This window comes from Trichococcus sp. ES5 (genome assembly GCF_900067165.1).
Lineage (GTDB): Bacteria > Bacillota > Bacilli > Lactobacillales > Aerococcaceae > Trichococcus > Trichococcus flocculiformis.
In genome coordinates this window covers 57095-79307 of record NZ_FJND01000007.1, presented here as the reverse complement: position 1 = coordinate 79307, position 22213 = coordinate 57095, and the positions used below count along the sequence as shown (strand labels likewise).

At 44.3% G+C, this 22213-nt stretch carries 20 protein-coding genes; 14 read left to right on the top strand and 6 right to left on the bottom strand.

Annotated elements, in window-relative coordinates; all coding sequences use genetic code 11:
• The first annotated feature begins 9 nt into the window (after window positions 1-9).
• Genes TES5_RS07595 through TES5_RS07585 form a run of 3 tightly spaced genes read left to right on the top strand, consistent with a single transcriptional unit; the run spans window position 10 to window position 2851 of the window.
• Window positions 10-588 (top strand): ECF transporter S component, encoded by a 579-nt coding sequence (locus TES5_RS07595; protein ID WP_068561265.1) that lies wholly within the window; start codon window positions 10-12, stop codon window positions 586-588.
• A 14-nt stretch (window positions 589-602) separates the two neighbouring features.
• The gene (locus TES5_RS07590; protein WP_068561264.1) at window positions 603-2090 is read left to right on the top strand and encodes an ABC transporter ATP-binding protein; all 1488 of its coding nucleotides are present in this window, start codon (window positions 603-605) and stop codon (window positions 2088-2090) included.
• Window positions 2087-2851 (top strand): energy-coupling factor transporter transmembrane component T family protein, encoded by a 765-nt coding sequence (locus tag TES5_RS07585; RefSeq protein ID WP_068561263.1) that lies wholly within the window; start codon window positions 2087-2089, stop codon window positions 2849-2851. The genes TES5_RS07590 and TES5_RS07585 overlap by 4 nt, the downstream gene beginning before the upstream one ends.
• A gap of 310 nt (window positions 2852-3161) precedes the next feature.
• On the opposite strand, the gene TES5_RS07575 is transcribed toward TES5_RS07585, so the two are convergent.
• Window positions 3162-3518, bottom strand: coding sequence for a hypothetical protein (locus TES5_RS07575; protein WP_068561261.1), 357 nt, complete (start codon window positions 3516-3518; stop codon window positions 3162-3164).
• Window positions 3519-3684: 166 nt separating this feature from the next.
• Between TES5_RS07575 and TES5_RS07570 the strand changes: the two genes are divergently transcribed.
• Together TES5_RS07570 and TES5_RS07565 are read left to right on the top strand one after the other, a co-directional pair.
• A complete protein-coding gene (locus TES5_RS07570) occupies window positions 3685-4386 on the top strand; it encodes a response regulator transcription factor (RefSeq protein ID WP_068561260.1) in 702 nt (233 codons plus the stop codon).
• The gene (locus tag TES5_RS07565; protein WP_068561259.1) at window positions 4376-5917 is read left to right on the top strand and encodes a sensor histidine kinase; all 1542 of its coding nucleotides are present in this window, start codon (window positions 4376-4378) and stop codon (window positions 5915-5917) included. Before TES5_RS07570 ends, TES5_RS07565 begins: the two co-directional genes overlap by 11 nt.
• Window positions 5918-5940: 23 nt before the next feature.
• Here TES5_RS07565 and TES5_RS07560 read toward each other — a convergent pair whose 3' ends face one another.
• On the bottom strand, window positions 5941-6810 hold the full coding sequence (locus TES5_RS07560; RefSeq protein ID WP_068561258.1) for an Rgg/GadR/MutR family transcriptional regulator: 870 nt from the start codon (window positions 6808-6810) through the stop codon (window positions 5941-5943).
• A 1624-nt stretch (window positions 6811-8434) separates the two neighbouring features.
• Between TES5_RS07560 and TES5_RS07545 the strand changes: the two genes are divergently transcribed.
• The 6 genes from TES5_RS07545 to TES5_RS07515 all read left to right on the top strand — a co-directional run bounded on the left by TES5_RS07545 (window position 8435) and on the right by TES5_RS07515 (window position 13272).
• Window positions 8435-8932, top strand: coding sequence for a hypothetical protein (locus tag TES5_RS07545; protein ID WP_068561255.1), 498 nt, complete (start codon window positions 8435-8437; stop codon window positions 8930-8932).
• A gap of 3 nt (window positions 8933-8935) precedes the next feature.
• Complete coding sequence (locus TES5_RS07540; protein WP_083546476.1) at window positions 8936-10180, top strand: efflux RND transporter periplasmic adaptor subunit; 1245 nt, start codon at window positions 8936-8938, stop codon at window positions 10178-10180.
• Window positions 10181-10864 carry an ABC transporter ATP-binding protein gene (locus TES5_RS07535; protein WP_068561254.1) on the top strand — a complete coding sequence of 228 codons (684 nt, stop codon included), beginning with the start codon at window positions 10181-10183 and terminating at the stop codon, window positions 10862-10864. It abuts the gene before it with no gap.
• Window positions 10861-12060, top strand: a complete 1200-nt coding sequence (locus tag TES5_RS07530) for an ABC transporter permease (RefSeq protein ID WP_068561253.1) — start codon at window positions 10861-10863, stop codon at window positions 12058-12060. The genes TES5_RS07535 and TES5_RS07530 overlap by 4 nt, the downstream gene beginning before the upstream one ends.
• Before the next feature lie 597 nt (window positions 12061-12657).
• Complete coding sequence (locus tag TES5_RS15560) at window positions 12658-12861, top strand: hypothetical protein (RefSeq protein WP_143148218.1); 204 nt, start codon at window positions 12658-12660, stop codon at window positions 12859-12861.
• Window positions 12862-13095: 234 nt separating this feature from the next.
• The gene (locus TES5_RS07515) at window positions 13096-13272 is read left to right on the top strand and encodes a hypothetical protein (protein ID WP_369813485.1); all 177 of its coding nucleotides are present in this window, start codon (window positions 13096-13098) and stop codon (window positions 13270-13272) included.
• Between the two features lie 101 nt (window positions 13273-13373).
• Here TES5_RS07515 and TES5_RS07510 read toward each other — a convergent pair whose 3' ends face one another.
• Entirely contained in the window at window positions 13374-13976 is a 603-nt protein-coding gene (locus TES5_RS07510; protein ID WP_068561250.1) for a GNAT family N-acetyltransferase, read from the bottom strand.
• A 137-nt stretch (window positions 13977-14113) separates the two neighbouring features.
• Here TES5_RS07510 and TES5_RS07505 point away from each other — a divergent pair, with 137 nt between their 5' ends.
• Complete coding sequence (locus TES5_RS07505) at window positions 14114-14680, top strand: P-loop NTPase family protein (protein WP_083546475.1); 567 nt, start codon at window positions 14114-14116, stop codon at window positions 14678-14680.
• Between the two features lie 29 nt (window positions 14681-14709).
• Here TES5_RS07505 and TES5_RS07500 read toward each other — a convergent pair whose 3' ends face one another.
• Entirely contained in the window at window positions 14710-15522 is an 813-nt protein-coding gene (locus TES5_RS07500; RefSeq protein WP_068561249.1) for a helix-turn-helix transcriptional regulator, read from the bottom strand.
• 1014 nt (window positions 15523-16536) lie between these two features.
• Between TES5_RS07500 and TES5_RS07495 the strand changes: the two genes are divergently transcribed.
• Window positions 16537-17940: a hypothetical protein gene (locus tag TES5_RS07495; RefSeq protein WP_068561248.1), complete on the top strand. Its 1404-nt coding sequence runs from the start codon at window positions 16537-16539 to the stop codon at window positions 17938-17940.
• Window positions 17941-18272: 332 nt separating this feature from the next.
• Here the strand turns inward: TES5_RS07495 and TES5_RS07490 are convergent, their stop codons facing one another.
• The gene (locus TES5_RS07490) at window positions 18273-20294 is read right to left on the bottom strand and encodes an ABC transporter ATP-binding protein/permease (protein WP_068561247.1); all 2022 of its coding nucleotides are present in this window, start codon (window positions 20292-20294) and stop codon (window positions 18273-18275) included.
• A gap of 105 nt (window positions 20295-20399) precedes the next feature.
• Entirely contained in the window at window positions 20400-21056 is a 657-nt protein-coding gene (locus TES5_RS07485; RefSeq protein WP_068561246.1) for a TetR/AcrR family transcriptional regulator, read from the bottom strand.
• A gap of 158 nt (window positions 21057-21214) precedes the next feature.
• Here TES5_RS07485 and TES5_RS07480 point away from each other — a divergent pair, with 158 nt between their 5' ends.
• Window positions 21215-22198, top strand: a complete 984-nt coding sequence (locus TES5_RS07480) for a lactate/malate family dehydrogenase (RefSeq protein WP_068561245.1) — start codon at window positions 21215-21217, stop codon at window positions 22196-22198.
• The last annotated feature ends 15 nt before the right edge of the window (window positions 22199-22213 follow it).

The following is a 22213-nucleotide window of genomic DNA, read 5'->3' as shown; positions in this document are numbered from 1 at the left end:
ACAGAGAAAATGAAAAAAGAATTGAAGCTTACAGATATTTTGGTGACGATCGTCATCGCCATCGCTTTCGGGATCGTCTACATCCTGTGGGGAACGGTTTATTACGCGGTGCAGCCGTTGGGTCTGCATCTTGATCAGCTGCTGTACGGCATGTGGTTCATCGCCGGTACCGTCGCCTATTTCATCATCCGCAAACCGGGTGTGGCGCTGTTGGCGGAAATCGCTGCGGCTTCAGGTGAATTCCTTTTGGGGTCGCCATGGGGTCTGACCGTCTTGCTTTCCGGCGTGGTGCAAGGATTGTTTGCGGAATTGGTGTTCATGGCCTTCCGTTACAAACGTTTTGACCTGAAGGTTGCCGCTTTGGCAGCTTCGGCATCTTGCGTGGGTTCGCTAGTGGTGGATGCGTTGAACGGGCAGATTGCTGAGTTGGCTGCTTGGAACTTGGCGCTGTATTTGTTGGCCCGTTTTGCCGGCTCGATTTTCTTTGCCGGGGTGCTGGCCTACTACTTGGCGGAAGTCCTGGAGGATACCGGCGTGACGAACCTTGTCCGTCCGCTTTCGACTGAAGATTTCACAGATATGGATTAAGGAGGATGGCGGAAATGGAGCAGCGAGCGTATGTGGAAAAGCTGAAGTTGAAGTTTCCCGGCGACGCCGATTTGTTGTTCAAGGATCTTTCCTTTTCGGTGGCTGAAGGCGAAAAAGTGCTGCTTTTGGGGCCGTCCGGCTGCGGCAAATCCACGCTGCTGCAGGTGTTGAGCGGGCTGATTCCGCAATCGATCGAAGTGCCGATGAAGGCCGAAAAGCTCGTGACGCCGGCTTCCTGGGGCTATGTTTTTCAGGACCCGGACAGCCAATTCTGCATGCCCTATGTCGATGAAGAACTCGCTTTTGTGCTCGAAAATCTGGCGGTTCCGCGCGAAGAGATGACTGCCAGAATAGACGTTGCGCTCCGGCAAGTGGGTTTGGAGCTGGCGGACAGCCATATCCCCATCGAAAGCCTTTCCGGAGGGATGAAGCAACGGCTGGCGATCGCCTCGGTATTGGTGTTGGATCCGGAAGTGCTCTTTTTGGATGAGCCCTCCGCCATGCTGGATCCGGAAGGAACGGAAGCGATCTGGGAGGTCCTGCAGGATGTCTGCAAGGACAAAACGGTCATCATTGTGGAACACAAAATCGATCATGTGCTGGCATTCGCCGAACGGCTCGTGTTGTTCGATGCATCCGGCCGCATCATCGCCGATGGACCGAACGAAGAAATCTTCTCGGCCCACAAGGACGAGATGAAGGAGCAGGGCATCTGGTTTCCGGGGGTATGGGACCAACATCTGGCGGAAACGCCCTTGCAACGAAAGCAGAAGTCCTTTAGATTGCAGAGTCCGCTGCTGGAACTGCGCGATTTTAAAGGCTTGCGCAATGGGGAAATAAAAATTCAAGGGGCCGGGCTGGCGGCCTATCCGGGTGAATGGGTCATCATCCGCGGCCAAAACGGAGCCGGAAAAAGCACCTTCCTCCATGCCGTCATGCAGTTCATCAAAACGAGCGGGCACTACGAGTTGGAGGGAAAGCCAATCAGAAAATTGAAGAAGCTAGCCGAACGGGTGGCTTTCGTTTTCCAGAATCCGGAGTACCAGTTTGTGGCGAACACGGTCTACGAAGAGATGGCTTATTCGCTCCGGTTGGACGGCAAGGGGAATTCGGAAATCGAGAAGCTGGTGGAGGAATACCTAGAACTCTTCCAGTTGAGCGGGCAGCGGGAGAAAAATCCTTTCCAACTTTCGATGGGGCAAAAGCGGCGTCTGAGCGTCGCTGCGACGATCATCCAAGGTCAGCGGCTGATCCTTTTGGATGAACCGACTTTCGGGTTGGATTCCAAAAACACCTTTGCCTTGCTGGAATTTTTGGAGAGTTACCGGAAAAAGGGCGCCGTCATCCTGATGGTGACCCACGATGAAACACTCTCCCGGAACTACGGAACAACGTTTTGGACGGTTGTCGACGGCGAAATCCGGGACACCACCGGATCGGCTACGGACATGCGGACTGCATTCTCCGCTGATTTGCGCTTGGAAGGGGGACTGTGCAGATGAAGGAATGGGAACAAGCGAAAGAAACCTGGCTCCACCGTGTCAACCCCAGCCTGAAATTGGGCATGTCGCTGCTGCTCTGCATCGCAATTATGTTTGTCCGCAACCTTGAAATCATGGCCTTCATCGGCAGCGGGCTTTTGATCCTGTTCCTGCTGTTTACGGGACAGCCGTTGAAGCGGATTTTGTTGCTATTGATCCCTTTCTGCGCCATTTTCGTGTCGACAGCCAGCGCCATGATCCTGTTCGGAAAAGGCGAAACGCTTTGGTTCGAATGGGGGCTGATCCGCATCACCGAGGAAAGTTTCTTGCGGGGGATGCTGATCGGCCTGCGCGCATTGGTCTTCGCTGTTTTGGGCTTGACCTTCGCATTGACGACGAGGCCGGTCAACTTGTTTTATTCGTTGATGCAACAGCTTCGGCTGAATCCTAAATATGCCTACAGCTTCATGGCTGCGCTGCGGTTGATCCCGATCATGACGGAAGAATTCGAAACGATCCGCAATGCTCGCAAGGTGCGCGGAAGCGAAAAGGTGAAAGGCTTGCAGGGTATTCTCCTCAGGATGAAGGTCTACACCATCCCGCTCTTGTCAGGGAGCATCCGGCGCGCGCATCGCATCGCCGTGGCAATGGAAGCGAAACGGTTTTCCGGCCATGTGAAGCGAACCTATTACTATGAGATCGGCTTTTCCGGCAACGACTTTGTTTTCCTCGCGTACATGGTGCTGCTTGCGGTCATGAGTTATGGGCGAAGCATTGGATAGGTTGAGGAGTTTTTGCATGGAGAAGTTGTGGGGCTACCCAGCTCCGGTTAAGGAGGCTTCGCTGGAGTTGACACCACATTCAGATGCCGTCTTCCGACCAGCTGAAGCTACATCGGAGAAGAGCCCATCTATTTACCGGCTCCTCCGGCGAACGAAAGCCTGGCCGGAGCTGGCGGGTATGTTTTTGCAGTCTTGTTCTCTCGATCTGTGGGATTTCAGCTGCAAAAGTGGAATACGCACAAAAAGGGGCGATCTCATTGCGAGACCGCCCCTTCTTGTCTTATAGTCTTCACTCTAATGTGATGGACTGTTATTCAGTTTGGCAAGATTGATCGCGGACACCGTTTTTGCCGTCATTGTCCGTTTCAGCCGTACCGTATTGGTTGCCGTCGCCATCCATTTCGCCCGTAGCGTTTTGGTTGCCGTTCTGATTGGCTTGCGTACCCGTTCCATCGCACGTGCCGCTTTTCTCGCGGGCACGTTTCATGGTTGCCTCTTCATTGCCTTGTTTTTTTGCTCCTTCATTTGTGCATTCGCCTGACTTGATTTGCTCTTGGGTCATCATGCCGTTCTGGGCTGCCGTGTCGCTCGCTGCCAGTACCGGTGCTGCACCTCCAACAAATAAGCCTGCAACGGATAGGATGGTCATGATTCTTGTCTTGTTCATTTTTGTTTCCCCCTGGTATGATTTTTTGTTATTTCTTACTGACCTAAGAATAATCAAAAAGTATGGCAGAAGCGTGTTTTTAAAGGCACATTTGTGTGGTATTATCGGGGTGAAAACATAATCTTGCCATATTTTTGCAGTATGATTTCCCCGAGGAGGGAGTACGATGGTAAAGCTATTGATTGCGGATGACAACAAACAAATAACATCCATCCTGAAGGAGTATTCAGAAAAGGATGGCTACGAGGCGGTCGTCGCCTATGATGGCGAACAGGCGCTGCAGGAATTCGGGAAAGACAAATTCGATTTGATTTTGCTGGATGTGATGATGCCGAAAAAGGATGGCTTCGAAGTGTGCAGGGAAATCCGGAAAGTTTCCTCGATTCCCATCATCATGGTGACCGCCAGAGGGGAAGATTTTGAACGGATCATGGGCTTGGATATCGGAGCGGACGACTACATCGTCAAGCCTTTTTCGCCGGGTGAAGTGATGGCGCGCATTCGGGCAATCCTACGGCGGTTGGATCAGACATCGGACAACAAGGATCACCATAAACTCTACGTCCATGAAAATCTGGAGATCCGATTGGACGAATTCATCGTAAAGGTCGCCGGGCACCAAGTCCATCTCACGAAAAAAGAGATCGAGCTGCTTTGGATTTTGGCGACAAACAAGAACAAGGTGTTCAGCCGCGACAATCTGTTGGATAGTGTCTGGGGCTACGACTATTTCGGCGATAATCGGACGGTCGACTCGCACATCAAGCGCCTGCGGGCAAAGGTCGATCAAATTCCCCATCCGTCGTGGGACATCAAAACGGTCTGGGGCATCGGCTATAAGTTTGAGGTGAACCCAGATGAAGTATAAGATCACCCGCAAACTGGTCCTCTATTTCACTTCCGTCATCTTACTGTTTTCCTTGGTTGTCGGAGGGGCCTTCCTGCTGCTGTTCACCCGGCATACCGAACAAATTTACCGGGCGGATATGCAGGAACGGGCTGAGGCGATTGCGGCCGGTGTGGCGGATTATCTGGAAGACGGTAGTCCCGCTTTAGATTCGGCTGCGCCCACTGCGAATGGTAATGCTACCGGCAAGCAAATCGAAAATAGTAGCCTGCTCGTACAAAGTGGTGCCACGGGTACGACCGGGCGCAAAAATGTGAACGGATACAACGCCTATATCACGGCCATTCAGGATATCGCGATGGGCGAGGTGTGGATTGTCGATCAATCCGCGGAGACGATCAGTGTCGGGACCGGCAAAAAAGAGATCACCTATGCCGAACTACCAAGCGCCGCGCTTGCGCTTGTTGATGAGGTATTTGAAGGGGAAGTCGCCTTCAGCGAAGGCTTCAGCCCGTTATTGGAGGATACCTCCATCACGGTAGGGGCGCCGGTGCTCTCCTCAGAAGGGGAGGTCATCGCTGCGGTCCTTTTGCACGACTATATCGCAAACATGCAGGCTGCCGTGCGGTCGGGATTTTCGACTTTGGGAATCAGCTTGGCTTTGGCTTTGATCGCTGCCGTCGGGATAGCGGTCCTGTTGGCGAAACGGTTCATCCAGCCGTTGAAAAAGATGGAAGAAACGACACAGCAGTTGGCGGATAACCATTACGAAGCCCATACGGGGATTGTCCAAAACGATGAAATGGGTTCACTTGCGGCCAACATCGATATTCTGGCGGAAAAGTTGGCGGAAGCCGCGCAAGAAAGCGCCAAACTGGATAAGATGCGCAAGGATTTTATCACGAGCATTTCCCATGAATTGCGCACGCCGGTCACGGTCATCCGCGGCTCGCTGGAGGCCTTGAACGATCATGTCGTCGAGGATCCCGCCAAAATCGATGAATACTACCAACAGATGTTGACCGAAAGCATCCATCTGGAGCGGATGATCAACGATCTGCTGGAACTGTCACGGCTGCAGAATCCGGACTATCAAATGGAGATGAGCTCCTTGAATTTTGTGGATGTCGTGGAGAATGCCATCCGTTCCGTGCGCTATATCGCCAGGGAAAAGGGGATTACGCTGACTTTCTCGAAAGAGCCGTTGGCGTTCATGCTGATGGGGGATTATACCCGGCTGCGGCAGATGCTGCTTGCCGTGATGGAAAATGCCGTCAAATTTTCAGCCGAAAAGAGCGAAATCCGGATCACGTTGACTGGCGCAGGTGAGGGCTGCCGATTGGCTATCACTGACAACGGGCCAGGAATCCCGGAAAAGGATCAACCGTACATCTTCGAAAAGTTCTTCAAATCAAACGAAGAAAGCAACAAGCAAGGCACAGGTCTGGGTTTGGCCGTCGCCAAGCAGATAGCCGATCGCCACGGCATCGTTTTGTCGGTCGAAAGCACACCGGGAAAAGGCTCCACCTTTCTTTTTGATCTGAAACAATAAAAAAAATCAGCTGCAGCGTTTAATCACTGCAGCTGATTTTTTTGTTTGTTTTCTAATATATGTTCTATGAGCCCAGTAGACATAATTGCCATCTTTTCCATATTTAAGAATTGCATGGTCTGAATACAATCCTTAACGACTTCATCACCCTTAGAGTCATCAATCAAAATGAGTTTAACCCCAATCAAAAATTTCTGTAAGAGAGCTTCATAAGCTTGATCTTCATTCAAAGGATGTTTTTCCAATATACGAATATATATCAGCGCCTGATGAATTTCATTTTTACTGATGAATGCAATGATGGCGTTTATTAGTAGTCTGAATCCTTCATTTGCATAAGGATTTATTTCTTTATAGTAAGCTAACTTGTTGATTGCTTTTGGCAATATTTGTTTTAAAGCTTCGGCATCAAAATAGAACATAGAATTATTGAACATGACAAGTTCGTAACGCGTCCATGTTTCAGTTTTGACTAGGTATTTATATAATTCATTCTCTTTAAGATCTATATTTTTATGTTCAAGCCTTGCCAGCAGGATCTCTGTCAGTGAAGCCAAATGATTATGTAATACATTTTTGTCGATGGTGTATTCGTTCCGGCAATGCTGCAGTATAAAATTAAGCTCATGAATATTCTGATCTTCAAACGCATGCTTCAATTCTTTCATTAATTGTTTTTCAACGTTATCTGTATACCCATTACACATAAATTCAATTTCTTCCAAGCTTACATGTAATTTTTCCAATAGTTCCAAAAAATGCGAGGTATACAAATCAGTTTTCCCGTTAATATAACGATTAAAGCTGGCTCTGGACATACTGTTGCCAATCGCTTCTTCAATTTTTATATTCTTATCTTTTCTAAGAGTTGCGACTGCTTCATAAATTTCCATAAGAACTCCTTTTATCAGCACTGGGAAATGTCTCATCTTTGCAACTAAAGTTTCTTGTTCGTGTCATTTTGCCGTTAATCACCCATATAAAAATATACTCCTTATAACAATATTATTTAGGAGGCATTTCTATGTGGGGGTTTTTGATTTTCTTAATTTTATAATTTCTTGTGAATGGGTACACACAGATCTGAAAAAGAAATTTATGGCGTGGCAGAAAAGAGTACAATTGTAGGTTTCCAACAGTCTGTCAGCGTTCCATTCTTTTGTCATGATATATTGGGAGCGTGTGACTTTATCAGTATATCAGAATATGTAAAATATATGAACGACAAACTATTATATTTTGGTTTTCTGCAATTATATTAGTATTCATCCTGACTCTATTTGAGTATGTAATGAAAAATATCAACTCCGATTTATAGGAAGCTTATCAATAAAAATAGCCATACATATAACCTATATTCCCGGAAAAGTCGTAACCAGGTCGGCTAAACCATTGATATGAATGTGTTTTATCTTAGTTATACATAAAATACACAACTAGATGCATTAAGCCTCTAAATACTATCCAAGCGTGGATTTAGCGGGTTTTTCACTTGTTCCTAGTTATGTTTTAGCGGGAATCCATGTTACATGGATGATGTTTTTCGTCTGCTCAACAATATTACCTATAACTGGCGTAAAATATTTTCTCAAATGCGCTTTTAATTCGGTCAATAGTAGTTCCACCTTGGCGTTACTACATAAATCTATAAACAGAAACGTTGTTATATCAATTTTTCGAACTCATTCTCAAGGTGCGAAAGTTGAGTTTATAGTAGCTCAGTTTTTTAATGGAATAAAGCAAATGATAGTTGAGAGCAAAGCGAAAAGAAATCTTGTTAAAAAGGAGAAAAAAATAAAATGATTAAAGACTTTCATAGATACATTCCAATATTAGCGGGATGCATGTTTATAATTATTTTGGCAAAAGATAAAATCAGTTCTTCATTTTTTATCGGAGTCTGTACAGTGTACATTATAATAGTTTCAATTATGATTTACAAAAGTGGGGAAAATTTAAGAAAAAAAAGAAATTAAATGTGTAGCTAGCAAGAGCAAGAGGCTGTTTAATTTCTGTAATAATTGTATTATTGCTACTTAAATTTTTTTAAAGAAACTTAACCGTGATTAGATAAGGAAAGAGGAGAGATTTACATGATTGAAGTGTCTAATCTAACAAAAAAATACAATAATGTCGTAGTACTAGACAACATATCTTTTTCAGTCACTGACACATGAAGAACGGGCAAAAAAATAGGATTATTAGCAACTCTAATCTGGATGTGTGTGGGAGGGAAAACATTGATTAAACATCTTTTCGACAATATACATCTGTATCTAAAAGATTTATTTTTTATATTTACCGACTTTATAATAGTGGCATTCTTTATATACAGTATCAGTGCAACACCTTCAATTTTACTTTTACTGTTACTATTAATCAGTCTTTTTAACCTTTTCAAAAAAATTTCGAGAGTAAAGTTAAAGTTGAGGGAAATATAGAGAACGAACTTTTTAACCGATTTTATAAAGTTCAACCGATAATAAAAATTCTTGATGAAAAGATGTGTAATCTAAAATGAAGACAAAAGACAAAAAGAATTACCTTAAAAAGGCTAAAAATTGGAATATGGTGTTATTAGTTTTGAAAGCTCTGGGGCTGCTCACATCAATTGTAGGGCTAAGGGGAGTCTTAAATCCTGACAAATCGCTCTACACAGAAGCCGTCTACGGATCTTCAGCCACGCAATTATATGAACAAGCAAATAGTATAGGGACAAAAGCTTATGCTGTTATCGGCGTAAGCATCTCGATTACAATCCTGATTATGCTTATATCTGCACATAAAAAACTGAAAGAAGGCGTCTCAACTACAAAAACACCGTACTACCTCCATATATTTTGGATAGTAACCGGGATTATCTACTCCTTACTGTTCACTCCCGAAATAGAAATTCAAGGATTTACTGACATTACCAAGATGGTTTCTGTGGTCAGTATGGGTCTTCAAGCGCTGGTTTCCATACCGGCTATTTTGGCCATAATCTACCTGTTTAAAGCCGAAACAGAGGCGTAAGGAATGAAGAGAAACAAGGCAAAGGAAGAACAAACGAATAAAAAAGGCTTTAACATGAAACCACTATCCAAAAAGAAGCGCATAATCTTTAGTGCCGTATGGGGAGTGATCGCCATTTTAGCGATCAGTACGGCATTTTTTTTCAAACAAAAACAACAACAAGAACCTGCAGTGGCCTCCTATGACGCGGTAACAATAAAAAAAGCCGATGATTTAATTTTTAATGGATCCGTTGCGGCTCAAAATGTTGAGGAATTCTATTTTGATCAGACAAAGGGTCAGGTTTCCGATATTTTAGTAACAAACAATCAAGAAGTCAGTGCAGACACGGTGGTTTTGGTTTATCAAAACGAAACCGTACAAGATCAAATAACGGAACAGCAACAAACGCTCGACAAACTAACTTTAGCGGTGAACAATGCACAAGAAAATCTAGACAATACTTATGTGAAAAAACAAAATATCCAGAATAGTTTGAATGAAGCATTAAGTAAATTCAATAATGCAGATGCCGATTCAATGGAAGGGCAAGCCATTCGCCAAGAAGAACAAGCTAAAATGGATCAGTATAAAGAAGCTATCTCTTCCCAGGAAGAAGTCATCTCACAAGCCCAGCAAGCACTAGATTCCGCAAATTTAGATTTATCCACTGCCACTCAAAATATCGAACTTGCCAAGAATAAAATTACAACAAATGTAGCAGCAACAACTGACGGAACCGCCATTGTGGAACCGAAAGGGAAAACAAATGCGAGTGTTCCCGTTATTAAAATTTTAGGCAAAGACACAATCATAAAAGCATTAGTTTCCGAGTATGATTACAGACACTTAGCAACAGATCAAGCTGTGGAAATCCAATTGCTGAACAGTAATAAAAAAATCGCAGGTACGATCACAGAAGTCAGTATATTGCCGGAATCTACGGCTACTGAGGGGACTGCAACTGCACAATCTAATGTGGCAAATTATTCCTTCAAAGTAAAACCATCAGAAAATTTACAATATGGGTATAGTTGCCAAATTTATGTACCCGTTAATGAACTGCGTATACCCGAAAAGGCAATCCTGAACGAAGAGGATAAGCAGTATGTTTTTGTCTATTCCAAAGGAACTGTCAAAAAACAGCCAATCCTGTCAGAAAATAGAGACGGTGTTTTTGTTGTCACAGAGGGATTAAAAGAAAAGGATCGAATTATTTCCAATCCGTCCCAAGATTTAAAAGACGGCCAAGAAGTGATGGTGAATTAGATGATCAGTTTGGTTAATGTGAATAAATACTATAAGAACGATGAAGAAAGCCTGCATGTCCTAAAAAATATTAATCTGGCGATTGCTCCAGGTGAAATGATTGCCATTATGGGTCCATCGGGATCGGGCAAATCAACCTTAATTAATTTACTGGGATTCATCGATAAACAATTCGAAGGGCAATACTTATTTGAGGGAAAGACGTTATTGACTTCTTCCGATGAAACCCTCTCAAAAATCCGGAATCAAACTGTGGGCTTTGTGTTTCAAAATTTCAGCTTGATCGAAAATAATACTGTTTTTGAAAATGTTGAATTACCCTTGCTTTATAATGGCTATAAATTTCATCAAACAGAAGAAAAGGTAATGGCTGTTTTGAAAAAAGTTGGCCTAGCCGATAAGGCGGATAAACACCTGAAACAGTTATCAGGCGGCCAACAGCAGCGCGTGGCAATTGCCAGAGCGTTAATTAACCAACCTAAATTCCTCATCGCAGACGAACCGACGGGGGCATTGGATTCGCATACTTCTGAGGAGATTATGAAGTTATTTGTGGATTTGAATACCCAAGATCAGGTTACGATTATTCTCGTTACACATAACCCTGATATGGTCCCGTATTGTTCAAGATTAATAAGTATTCGGGATGGTGAGATTATTGAAGATAAGGCGTTACGCCCATGAACATATATGTTAATTGGCGAACCGCTACTAAAGCAATCTTAAAAAACAGAAAACGAAGCCTGTTAACCATATTTGGCATTGTGATTGGGATTGCCTCCGTCATCACTATTTTATCAATCGGCCGCGGATTTGAGAAAGAAACGTTAAGGAATTTAACCAATGGTGAATCGGATGAAGTGAACATACAAGTAAATTATGCCCCAAGTAACGATAGTCTGAGCTACAGCAGTTTGGATTATTTCACTGATGTGGACATTGCAACCGTAAAGCAAGTTGAGGGAGTGAAATCCGCAAATTACCCTGACCCCGATTATTCGAACATTTATAAAGGCATTTACATCAAGGGTAAAAAACAAAATAAGCAGGTTTCTTTAATAAATGATCTGGGTAAGGATCCCGTTATCGGACGCCAGCTGACCGCTTATGAAAATGAAACACTGGATAAAGTAGCAATGATAGATTCCGTTACCGCAAAAGAGATGTATGGAAGTGCTGAGAACGCATTGGATCGTGGCATTGAATTAGATAGCCAGCTATTTAAAATAATCGGGATTTATCAAGGCTCGGAGTCAGAAAGTCTGTTTTCTATGCCAGAAAGCAACATTCAAATTCCCAAAAAAACTTATCTGCACTATTTCAATGATACGGCTGAAAAATCTTCCTTGACCGTAACCTTAGAAAAAGGGGTGTCTCCTAGTTCCGTGACGACGGATGTGATTGAACAACTCAAGGAAAAGGGCGCAATGAAAGCCTTTGGTGAGTATCAAGTATTCGACACCGCCTTATTAACTGACGGGATCAGTAAAATCCTCCGCACAATCACCGTATTTATTTCCGCTGTTGCCGGAATATCACTTTTTATTGCAGGTGTAGGCGTAATGAATATGATGTACATTTCTGTTTCAGAAAGGACAAAGGAGATTGGGATTCGGCGTGCGCTGGGAGCGACCCAAAATTCCATTCGGATGCAATTTCTTTTGGAGGGCGTCACACTGACCTTGTTTGGAGGGGTTGTGGGCTATATTGTAGGGATCAGTTTGGCTTACATCATTGGATCCATCATTGATATTCCAATTTCAATTGAATTTTTCACTGTGTTTTTAGCCATAAGTGTATCGACTGGGATCGGTTTGATTTTTTCTGTCATGCCTGCTTCAGCAGCTGCTAAAAAAGACCTGATTGAAACATTAAGATAATCCAAGAGGTGCCATTTTAGGTGACACTGAATATTTGGAGGTAGGACGTATGAAAAAATCACTTTATATATTTGTTAATTTGATGTTTGGAATAGTGCTCATTTCTTTAGTTTTTATTTTCTTATTAGGTTACCTTGAGAACGTAAGTAAGAATACTTACATTTTTGGAGGAATACTATTAATGCTGGGAATAGCGTTTAACTGGTATATGTTTATTAGAATAGTAAAAAAAAGAGTATAGATACATGGAGAACAGACGAAAAAAGTTAAGGTTATCAGTGACGCTATGCTGTGCTTTATTTATAATATTTTTTTCATTACAACAGTTAATAAAATTCTGTATTGATATCACACAAAGAAGGTATGACTAATATGAAACTTATAAATGAGAAGAACGCTTTGAATGAAGAAAATGAGGTTTAATGTGGATACGGTCAATCTTCTAATGGTATTGAAAAAATGATAGAATGAAGAATTAAGATGAAAAAGAGTCTAAAAGTTTTTAAATTTTCATTATTAACAGCACTAGTTTTGGGGACAGTTATTCTAGGAACGACAGCTAGTGCCTCAGAATCAAATAATGAAGGTTAAACCCCTTTGTGGGTTATTGAGAATGAAACAAATCCAGCATACGATATTAAACAACCATTAATTGACACGCTCTCAGAAAATGTAGTTATAGAATATACAGATGAAGGAGCCATTGTAACTGTTTATGAAGATAATGGACATATTTCAAAATCAAACTCAATTACCTCGCAAGCACAGCTGTTTATAGTTGGGTGGCTTGTTGACGGCTAGTAGTTGGACAAAACTAGGAGATGCTCCAGGAGTAGCCGTTGCTAATAACTGGGATAAAAATGGAAATGGATGGGTAGGTTTTTATAAGAGCACTGGATACGATGGTGCTAAAAGAGCTGTAGCAACAAGATAAAAAACTTTATAAATAGACAGATTTGAGGTTTAAACATCATGAATTTTTATAAGAAATTTTATCAGAAACATCCGTATCTTAATGTCCTAATAAGTCTAATTATGGCAAGTCTAATAGGGATTGCTATAGAATATTTTATTAATAGAGATTTCATTGGCTCTGGATTCTATACAGCATCATTTTTAACGTTGCTTGAGTTGTTAAGAGTTAGACGTGAACGGAATAAACTTAAATCAAAAGCAAAATCTCAATACAATGTAGATGGAGAAAAAGATTAGAATGGAGAACAGACGAAAAAAGTTAAGGTTATCAGTGACGCTATGCTGTGCTTTATTTATAATATTTTTTTCATTATTTTTAAATAAATAGCGTGACTACTTTACAGACGGCTACTGATTTTTTCTTTGATATCGGCAATTCTTTCGAGTTCCCACTGCATATGATCATAGACATGCCCGCTCAGCGTTCGCTCGGAAACGGTCCGGAAGCCAACTTTTTCGTAAAGTTTTTTTGCCTGCAGATTGTCTTTTTCGCAATTCAGGCCGATGATGGTTTCACCCGCATCTGAGGCGAGTGTCGGCAGTGCTTGCAGCAGTTGGAAGGCGACACCTTTTCCCCGCGCTGCCTGCTTCGTCACGATGGAATCCAAATACCATTCTCCGGCAAACGTTTCGCTGTCGGGGAAAAGACTAGGCGCCGTGACGTGCATTTCCTTAAAAGCGGTCTGGAGTGCGGCATCGATGATAGGTTCGGACGCTCCCGGATAGCCGAAACAACAGCCGAGAATTTCGCCATTTTCTTCATAGACAAGGCCATTCCGGTAACTGAACCGGTAGACGTCCTCCTGCATAGCCCGGACCACTGCGGCTTTCAGGACATCCGGTTCCAACAGGGTGAGCAGTGGCAATTCCATGTCCACTAAGATTTCGTGGATCAGATCATACAATTCCGGACAGTCCTCTTTTCGTGCTTTGCGTATCATTCCGCATCGTTCCTTTCAAGTTCTGTAGTCCAAGTATACCATTAGTTGCGGGGACATAGCAGGTACTGTCCACCGTAATTGCGCTGTGGTAAACTGTTCAACAGAAGAGAATGTCTCGTTCGATAGGAGGAATCGCTTTGGCAATAATGAAGGACAGCGGGAGTGGGAAGGCAATGAAACGGATCGTCGTCATCGGATGCAGCGGATCGGGAAAGTCTACTTTTTCGCGCAAGTTAAAGCAAGTGACGGGCAATCCGTTGCATCACCTCGATAAACTGTATTGGCTTCCTGATTGGAATCTCCGCGCTGCTGAAGAACAGGATCGGATCCAAAAAGAACGGATCAAAGACGAAAAATGGATAATCGACGGCAATTACCAACGGAGCCTGCCGATTCGGTTGGAGCGTGCGGATACAGTTTTCTTTTTCGACTATCCAAGGAGTTTGTGTCTCTATCGCGCGTTGAAGCGGATTGTTTTGAACCGCAAAAGGACCCGTCCTGATATGGGGGAAGGCTGCCCGGAGCGATTCGATTGGGAATTTATGAAATTCATCTGGAACTTCAACAAAAACAACCGCCCGGGTTTGATTGCTTTACTGGATCAGGCGCCGGCCGGCATCGAAATTCAACATTTCCGCAAACCGCGCGAAGCAAGAGACTATTTGCGGGCATTGGAGGAACAAAAAGAAGAAGAAGTCGCTTAAAACAGCGGCTTCTTCTTCTTTTTGTTGTATTATTGGTTTCCTTGACGACGATACTGTGAAGGCGTGCAGTTCGACAATTCCCGGAATGTTTTCGAGAAGTGTGACGGAGACTGGAAGCCGACCAAGTGCGCGATATCGGCGATGGCGATATTGGTGTTGCGTAACATTTTTTGCGCTTCGTCGATACGGATATGGATCAAGTAGTCGATCGGCGACATGCCGACTTCTTGCTTGAAGATACGGATCAAGTAGAATTTGTTGATGTGGACCAGATCCACTAAGTCATCCAACGTGATGTTCTTGTGGTAGTTCACTTTCATGTAATTCTTGACCGTTTGGATTTCTTTGTGGTTCTTTTTGTTCAGTGAGTTCCGGATCGAAAATTCTTCCAGACGCAACAAGTGGATCAGGATGATCTCGACGAAACGTTTGCTGACCTCTTCGTATCCCTGGCTGCGTGTGCTCATTTCATCCAGCAATAAATTCAAGAAAGTCGCAGTTTCTTTTTCACCGTCGTTGTGGCGGTAGTAAGAGAAATCGCTTTCTGCATCACCGATTTTGGAGAATTCAAGCCCGTGGATGCCGACTTCGATAATCTCTGCTGCTTTATCTCCTGTCAGGTCCCAATAATACTCTACATTTGGGTTCAATAAGATCAGTTGATCTTTTGAAAGCTTTTCTGTTGTTTCTTTCATGACTAAAGAAACATCCCCTGTTGTAACATAGAAAAGTTTAACATAAGGGAATTTTTGGTAGTTTGTAGGTTGGGCTGATGTGATTGTATTCTTTTCAGCAAGAACAATCTTCAAGGAGAGGTTTTTTATGTTGGACATTGTGTACATAGTAATCCTCCTGACGTAATCTATCTGATAGCAACGGTTCGACAATTTGAAAATTAATTGACTCAAATTCCATATCATTTGAGCGAGCCAATAACAATAATAATATACTATTTTTTTTTTTTGTCTAGTATATTTTAAAAAAATAATAAAATTTAATCCTTGTCACAAAAAGCCTGGGTTGTAATCTGTCTGTAATTTAATCCGACATGTACAAATGATAGGCTAGGAAAAATAAACTTATTGCGAGTAGTATGTTGTCGTTAACAAAACCAATTTATTGATGCGGCAGATGGGACAAATATTTCGCCAGCAAAACACCTGGATTAAGGAATCGGATCGGATCATCCCAAGCGAGTCCGATTACAGGAAAGTGCCGGGCTAGAGTAATCATTATCTATTTTTGGCATGCAATTTAATGGCCGGTACAACACATTTTTTTGGTCTTGGGACAATTAAAAAATGTACCGGAACATAATGGACATAACGCTTGCTTTTGTTCATTAAAAATAGATGAAAAACAAAATAACTATAGTGCTTTGCAATTGAGTGTTTATTTAGCAATGTTTCATAGGAAATGAGAAAATTAAATTGGCAATATAACTGATGTAAAGATATTTGTTTTTTTAAATCAGGATTTCTTTTCATCAATAAGTGATGGACGGGGACGTGAAGGGATGGGTGCTTTTCGGGAAAATCCTTGTAGCGTCGGAATCTTCGGATACTGCGCCATGTTTGTAGGATAATAGGACGAACGTCATTTCATGTATAGTATAGCACCCTAGCGCGAAAACGTCATTAAATAACTGAATATTTTTATATCAACTGACCGGAATTTGTATAAATTTTAATAAATTCTATGTAGGATGTTTGTTTCAGCTTTCGGGTAATTGTTCAATTTTCAGTATTTGGCAGTCACTTTTATCAATTGGTTAGGCTTTCTTTCTTCGTTTTGTGAGCGATATGGTAAAATGGACTTAGAATTGCAAAGGATTACGGTCCGGAGGTGCAGAGAAGATGAACGGTGATTACGGTCTGTTTTTTGAGTATTACTACGCGATTTATGACTATGTACTGACTGCCAAAACCACAGTGTGTGAGCGTACGCTGCATGATTTTTTGCATACGCAACAATATTATCGATTATCCCATGAAGCGCAACGTTTTGCGAAACGGATTGCCGAAAAGGACATCGCTGTGGATCGGCTGTTGCTGAGCGGACCAGAAGCGCGTGAGTGGTATCTGTTCTATTACAAGCAGAATTTTCCTACGGGATATTCTTTCAGTCATGTGAATCTGGAATTCATGGAAGGGGAGTATGAACTAAAGGAATTTTCACCGATAATCGGCCCTCTCGGTCACCAGCCTTTGCATGCGGGGATTTTGCGTAAAAGAATGGGTGAAGACTATCTTATTTTCCCCTATTTCAGGAATCAGAAGAAAATATCGCACCTCATTCTCAGAATTATTGTAAATAAATTAATGACAGAAAAAAAACACACTGTCAGGAAGTCAATCGAACTCGTTCAACTATTTGAAGCTGAGGCAATCGGATCGGGTTGGGAGCCTGCCAAAACCAAGACGCAGATGGAAGAAGCGCTGCGGCAACAGTTGCATTTTCGCATCAGTTATTCTGACATCAAAAAAATATGGCTGCAGATGATTTTCATCAGTTTCCGCTATGAAAATGATGAGGCGAGTAACATCCAGTGGGAACGTCATGCTTACGCGGATACCGTCCGAAAACTGGAAAATTTTGCGACGGTTTTGGACGGAAAGCCGGATATCCATCTGACTGCCGAAGAAGGTGTGTTGCTGAAGTGGGTCCGTTTCGTTGTTTTCCGCTCCCGTGGCATGCATGGTAAGGCAATGGAAGAAGCGCATAAACTGCTGGAACGTGAAGAATTGTTGATTGGTGCAAGCAGGCAGCCGTTATACAGCAAGTTGGACCTTGTGCCTATCAATGATACTTATAAGGACTTGGTTGTCCGAAAACTATCGATCGATTTCCGGGATATTTTGGTTTCCTATTTATTGGACAGCTACATAGCCAATCAGAAATATGAAGCTGCTTTTTTCCTGCTGCAGCAATCCGACCCTTATTTCAAGCACTTTATACCCCGGTATTACCGTAGTGCAAACCAGAATGAGTGGTTTTCGGGAGAAGGTGAAATTTCGACGGAGCAGCTTTTCCGAGAACAGTTCCAACGGGTACGCATTGTTCTGGGAGATTATTGGGTCGATGCGTTGCATAAAGAGATAGAGGAAGAAGCGAAAGCCGGGCTTACTTTGAAGAAGGATGCTTTTGACTGGTTGTTGCGTTACCTGTACAACGTGATGAGCATCTTCCATGAAATGCAGGAAAATGAATTGGCCGAGCAGATGAACGCCTTTTATGCGCAAATCCGCCTAGCAGAATAAATAAAAAGAAGCAGCCGACTTGAAGGTCGGACTGCTTCTTTTTGGGCTCGATTTCTAAACGAGATTCATCACATCCTGGTAGTTGAGTTCTGATTCGCAGATACCACTACCGTTTCGCACCCCGCGGAGTGAACAAAAGAGGTTCGCTTCGTGGGGTACTCCAACGTCCGGGTATCTAAACGCGAATCATCACATCCTGGTAGTTGAGTTCTGAATCCTAGAGTTCTCCGCCTAACGCTGTTCAGGCCCACTCAGCCAAAAGCGGGCTGCTTGGTCCTGAACCTCGTTAGTGCTCAAACTCTGAGCTTAGGATTCATCACATCCTGTTTTTTTTAATCGTGTCTTAGGGCTTCTACTGGGTCTAGGCGGGCTGCTTTTTGGGCTGGCATCAGGCCGGCTACCATGCTGATGATCACGCTGGTGACGATGCCGAACGCCGCAAATGCCGGTGTCATATTCAGGATGGCAGTATCAAACAGGTTCTCCACAACAATATTTCCGACGACGGTGATGAGGTAGGCGATACCAACACCCAGAATGCCGCTGAAAAGACCGATCAGGAAGGACTCAGAAACGAAGATGCGGCGGATATCTTTCTTGCGGCCACCGATCGCTTTGATGACACCGATTTCTTGTGTCCGTTCCACTACGCTGATGTAGAGTACCGTCAAAATCATGATGGCGGACACGAACAAGGAGATACCGGCAACCCCGGAAAGGATGTAAGTGAAGATATCCAGCATTTGGGTGAACGTGGAAGCCAGGGCATCCGCAGATGAACCACGGTAACCTAGGGCGGCCACTTCATCTTTGATGGCTTGGGTATTTTCCGGATCATCAGATACCAAGTAGACAACGTTCGGTTCTACTTCCAGATTATTTTCCGCAGTCAAGGTTTCGAATGATTCCGCCGACATATAGACGGATTCAAATGCACCGATAGCTTGGCCGGCTGAATAGATGCCGCTGATGACATAATTTTTTTCCAGCGATTCACCGTCTATAGTAACATCCACGGTCACTTCTTTTCCGATGGCTTCTTCGGCAGTGCCAGCCATCTGATTGGCGACACCTTCTGTGATCAGGATTTCGCCAGCTTCAGGGAAAGCACCATAGAGGATGTTGGAATCGGTCATGCCGGAGGTTGTCCCAAAGTTCATGAAGGCATATTTTTCGCCTTCATAGATGACGTTATCGCTGCCGATCGTAAGCGAAGAGTAGGCCAGATTGACTTCTGCCACATGCGGAATATTCCGTAGTTTTTCCAGATCTTCTTCTCCAAACGGGTCAGACTGCGTTACCCCGGCAGGAGGACCTGATGGCGCGGATCCGGCAGGTATCTCTGCACCGGCGGGAGTCATGATCATCATAGAGGAGTCAGTGTTTTCGCTGTTGTTGGTTTCCATCACGATGGGCATCCGCACTTCACTTACCAACGGATTGACGTTGGCGTTCATCGTTTCGGTCAGGTAGTCATTGACGCCTTCGCCAAGGGAGAGCATCACGATGATGCTCATGATGCCGATGCTGCCGCCAAGAGCAATCAGGATATTCCTCGCCAGTTTTTCCTTCATATTAAGAAGAGCCAAACGGATTGCTGCAAAAAACGTGAGATTTTTGCTTTTACTTTTTTGCTGCAGTTCAAATGCATTGTCGTGCAAGGCGATCTCGCCTTGATGGATATCCCCGATGATTTTTCCGTCATCAATTGTGACGACGCGCGTGGAGCGGGCCGCTACTTTCTCCGAGTGGGTGACCATGATGACCAACTTACCGGTTTTGGCGATGTCTTGGATGATGTCCAGCACCTGATCAGTCGTTTGTGAGTCCAAAGCTCCGGTAGGTTCATCGGCAATGATGATGTCCGGGTCGTTGACCAACGCACGGGCGATGGCCACACGTTGCTTTTGTCCACCGGATAACTGGCTGGGTTTCTTTTTGTATTGGTCGTCAAGGCCAAGTTGCTTCAGGACTTCTCTCGCCCTTGCGACCCGCGTTTTTTTATCGACGTTCGAAAGCGTCATCGCCAACGTGACGTTATCCAGCACGCTGAGGTGGGAAACAAGATTGAAACTCTGGAAAACGAAGCCGATCTTCTCTTTGTGGTAATTCACGAAATCTTTTTCCTTGAACGTACTCATGTTTTGGCCGTCAATGGTTATTTCGCCTGAGAACTGGCTGTCGAGACCGCCCAACAGATTCATCAAGGTTGATTTACCGCTGCCGGATTCACCGACGATTGAGACCAATTCGCCTTTGTCCAAGGAAAGGTTGACGTCCTTAAGTGCCTGGAAATCTTCCGAGCCGCTGATAGGGTAATATTTATTCAGATTTTTTAGTTCGACAAAAGCCATAGTTAGGGGATGCCTCCTTATTATTTTGAAAGAAATGCCGATGAGTGAGTATTTACTCACCGTACGATTAGTCAAGTATAGCGATTCTGTAAAGGGCTGTCAATGCTATTGCTTATCGGGGCTGAGGCCTTTGACGATCTGTTGGGTCAAATAAGTGATTTCGGCTTCTTTGTCGCGTTTTGTATCCGTGAAAAGGACGTAATGGGTCAGGTGATTACCGAACAGGATGCTCATGATAAATTGCCAAATGACGGGATTCGGCCAATCGACGATCTCATTTTTCTCTTTATAGCCGTCGAGGATCGCATAGATGCCTTCAATTAAGTCCTTTGGAATCATGGTGATGAATTCTTGGCAGCGCTGTTTGTCGTACATCATTTCGGTAAGAAAAATTTTACCGGATTGAAAATGCTCTTCCGGCATCATAACATCCTTGCGCACGATGAATGCCACGAACCGCTCGAACGGCGCGTTCTCTGCAGAACTGCGGAACTGTTGCACTTGAGCGAGCGCTTCCGTAGAGATAATGTCGCGCAGAATCGGGAAAATCGTAGCGTAAAGCAAGTTTTCCTTCGTCCCGAAGTGTTTGTAGATGGTTCCCTCAGCAACATTGGCGGCTTTGGCGATGTCCTTTGTGCTGGTGTTGGAAAATCCTTTCGTCGAGAATAGTACCACGCAAGCATCCAGAATATCCTGCATCTTGGGCGACAAGCCCTCTTTACTACGAATTTTTTGTTTTAAAGCTTCCACAAACTTTTCCATTTACCGTATGCTCCTCTTGGTGATGTTGCTTCCATAGTACTCGGACCGGCCGATTATTGCAAGCCGGCACAATGATTCAGCCTCCTTCGCGAAATACTTGTGATAAATCGCCGAAAAGGTGCTAAGATGAAAGTATGATGAGAACTGGAGGGAGAAAGATGCATAAAAATAAACTTGTTGTGGTGGGTGTGGGACATGTAGGTTCCTACGTATTGGCGGATGCGATGAAATTGCGGTTATTTGCGGAAATCGCGACAATCGATATTTTGAAGGATGTTGCTCATGGGGAAGCCTTGGATCAGGCGCATGCGACCGCGTTGACCTATATGTCCAATGTGGACGTACACGCCGGGGATTACGCCGATTGCGCGGATGCGGACGTCATCATCATCGCTGCCGGGCCGAGTGTCCTGAAGGATGAAAACGATCCGAATGCCATCCCGGATCGCGCTTCTTTGACCAGAAAAAATGCTGCGGTCATCCGTGAAGTGATGACTGAAATCGTAAAATATACAAAAGAAGCCATCATCATTCTGATCACAAATCCATTGGACACGGTTACTTATATCGCGGCCAGCGAATTCGACTATCCGGAAGGCCGGATTTTCGGGACCGGCACGATGCTGGACTCGGCCCGTCTGCGCAAAGTGATTTCGCAACAGTACGGTGTCGATCCTAAGAGCGTGACCGGCTATATGATGGGCGAACACGGCTTCACAGCCTTCCCGGTGGTGAGTCGGTTGGCTATAAACGGGATTCGCTATGAGGAGTTCGGAACTTATTTCCCGGAAGTCGAGACGTTGGAACCAGAAGCGATCGGAGCGGCGGTCGTGAAGTCAGCCTACGATGTCTTGAACGGGAAAGGCTGGACGAATGCCGGGGTTGCGCAATCCGCCATCACCTTGGCGCAAGCAGTCCTGTTGGATGAAAAGAGCGTCCACCCAGTGTGCACGATTCTGCGCGGACAGTATGGCCATGACGGCGATGTGGCTTTGAGCATGCCGTGCCTGATTGGCCGGAACGGCGTGGAAAAACAATTCGGGGTCGCTTTGGACGAGTGGGAAACCGCCAAACTCAATGCTTCCATCGACTATATCCAATTGGCGATGAAGGATGCGAAGACGGGACCGTTCAAACAATAAGAATGAGGAGCTGGC